The 1,122-nt window shown below is 73.2% G+C and carries 2 protein-coding genes; both read right to left on the bottom strand.

The genetic code is table 11. The annotated features are described in order from the left end of the window. Positions 1-84: 84 nt before the first annotated feature. A complete protein-coding gene (locus AC1DP0_RS22150; protein WP_478088785.1) occupies positions 85-624 on the bottom strand; it encodes a DUF1697 domain-containing protein in 540 nt (179 codons plus the stop codon). 2 nt (positions 625-626) lie between these two features. Continuing rightward, a partial coding sequence (locus AC1DP0_RS22145; protein WP_478088783.1) for a PhzF family phenazine biosynthesis protein occupies positions 627-1,122 on the bottom strand: 496 nt, incomplete at its 5' end.

The following is a 1,122-nucleotide window of genomic DNA, read 5'->3' as shown; positions in this document are numbered from 1 at the left end:
CCATGAGGTATGCCGTGAGGCCGGGCCACGCCCGCCCGCTCGGCGCCGCCGTGGTTCGTGGCGGTCCGTCGGGCCGGACACCCGTCAGCGCCCCCACTTCTCGGCGAGGGCGCGGACGACCTTGAGGTCGCGGGCGGTGCCGGTCGCGCCGGTCAGGCGCTCGAGCCGCACGTTGGTCAGCTTCGCCTGGTGGGCCGGCTTGGTGAGGAAGAGGAGCACATCGGACCCGAGCACGACGACGCGCTCGCCCGGCTCGGCCCAGGCCTCGAGCGCCGCGCGACCGTCGGCGCTGATCCCGCCCGTCGTGAAGGTGACGTAGCGTCGCGCGTCAGCGCCGAGGGGCGAGTCGACCGCGTCCGCGTCGGCGGCCGTCCGCCGCAGCTCGGCGGGACTGCGAACGACGACGGGCACGTCGAAGCCGAACTCGTCGCTGATGAGGCTCCGCAGCGACGCCTCGACCTTCGCTGGGCTGCGCATCGAGGTGGTGACGCGCACGTTGCCGCTCTGGATGTGCGTCACGACATCGTCGAACCCGTTGTCGGACAGGTGTGCTCGCAGACGCTCCATCTTCACCCAGCGCTGTCCGACGTTGACGGCGCGGAGGAAGCCGATGTAGGTCGCCATGGTCACGCCCCCACACTCTCGAGCGAGCAGGTACCGCGACCGACGGCCTCGACGCGTCCGCCGACGTGGATGCCACCCCGGTCGTCGATGTCGAGGAGCAGTCGCGACGGGCGACCCACCGCGGCGCCCTGACTGACCTCGATCGACACGTCGCGGACGCCCTGCGCGACGAGCCAGCCGCCGAGGTTGGCGCACGCCGATCCGGTGGCGGGGTCCTCGAGGACCGCTTGGCCCTGGGCGTAGAAGAGCCGGGCCTCGATGCTCGTGGGTCCGCTCCACGCCCAGGTGTAGACGTGYGGGGGACGACCGGGCGACGTCATGTGCTCGGCCATCCGGTGCACGTCGGGGTCGCAGGCGCGGACGGTGTCCACGTCGTCGAGCCGCACGACGAGCTGCTCGACCCCGGCGTCGACCCAGCAGGCGTCGGAGCGCACKAGCGCCGCGGCGTCGAGGCCCAGCGCGGCCGCGAGGTCCGCACCGCTCGCGGCCACCTCGCGC

This window comes from Terrabacter sp. P5_B1 (assembly GCF_056400505.1).
Note: the sequence above shows the minus strand (reverse complement) of the source record. Positions and strands in the feature narration are given on the sequence as shown.

What these genes read in the sequence shown, in the direction of transcription:
- AC1DP0_RS22150 (WP_478088785.1), bottom strand. Translation starts at nt 624, where the DNA reads ATGGCGACCTACATCGGCTTCCTCCGCGCCGTCAACGTCGGACAGCGC.